1 protein-coding gene and 1 pseudogene are annotated in these 1,052 nt (G+C 65.3%); both read right to left on the bottom strand.

Going from position 1 to position 1,052, the window contains the following annotated elements:
* Positions 1–780, bottom strand: a 780-nt coding sequence (locus HX846_RS28850) for an SDR family oxidoreductase (RefSeq protein ID WP_178966629.1), incomplete at its 3' end; no start/stop codon positions are given.
* 12 nt (positions 781–792) lie between these two features.
* Positions 793–1,052, bottom strand: a pseudogene (locus tag HX846_RS28845) (terpene utilization protein AtuA); the annotation flags it as partial.

Raw genomic sequence — 1,052 nt, 5'->3', positions numbered from 1 at the left:
GCGGCTGCCCAGGCTGGCGGCGCCGTCGATGCGCAAGGTGCTGCCGCTGACGAACGCGGCGGCGGGGCTGAGCAAGAACACAATCGCCGCGCTGACTTCCGATTCGGTGCCGATGCGCTTGAGCGGAACATGCTCGCGCAAGGTCGGGATCACCGCCTTGAATGCGCCTTCGTAGGTGTCCATGCCGCTGGAGGCAATCCAGCCCGGCGCCACGGCGTTGACCCGCACCCCGGCGTAACCCCATTCAACGGCGGCGGTCTTGGTGAGGTTGTCCATGCCCGAACGTGCCGCACCGGAGTGGCCCATGCCGGGCATGCCGCCCCACATGTCGGCGAGCATGTTGACGATGGACCCGCCGTGCTTGCTCATGCTCTGGTTGAACACTTCCCGGGCCATCAGGAAACCGCCCACCAGGTTGGTGCGCAACACGGTTTCAAAGCCCTTCTGGTTGATCGACGCGAGCTGCGAGGGGTACTGGCCGCCGGCGTTGTTCACCAGGCCATGAATCGGGCCGTGCTCCTGCAGGACCTGGCCGACCAGCGCCTTGACCGCTTCTTCATCACGAATATCGCAGGCCTGCCAGCTGGCGCGACCGCCGTCTTCACTGATCTCCGCCGCCACCGTTTGCAGTTTTTCCGGCTTGCGCCCCACCAGGATCACATGGGCGCCGAGGGCTGCCAGCTCGTGGGCGGTGCAACGGCCAATGCCACTGCCGCCGCCGGTAACGATGATGGTCTGCCCCTGGAACAGGTCGGCTTTGAAGATCGAGTCGAAGGCCACGGCGCGGGTCCTTTAAGTGAATTGATCGGCAATGTGCTGCGGCACGGCAATCGGGATTTCCAGCAGTTGCTGGGCGAAGGCCTTGCCTTGGGGATCGATGCGCAGGCTGGCAATCCCGCCGCCACCCAGGGCGTTTTCCAGCAGGAAGTTCAGGCTGTGGCTGCCGGGCAAATACCAGCGCTCGACGCGGCCGTGGATCGGGTCGAGCACGTGGCTCATCCAGTCGACGATCACTTCGGGCGTCAGCGCCTCGGCGATCCACGGCAGGTACT

It is taken from the genome of Pseudomonas sp. K5002 (genome assembly GCF_013386655.1).
Taxonomy (GTDB): domain Bacteria; phylum Pseudomonadota; class Gammaproteobacteria; order Pseudomonadales; family Pseudomonadaceae; genus Aquipseudomonas.
The sequence above is the reverse complement of the archived record's forward strand: the minus strand, read 5'-3'. Positions and strand labels throughout refer to the sequence as shown.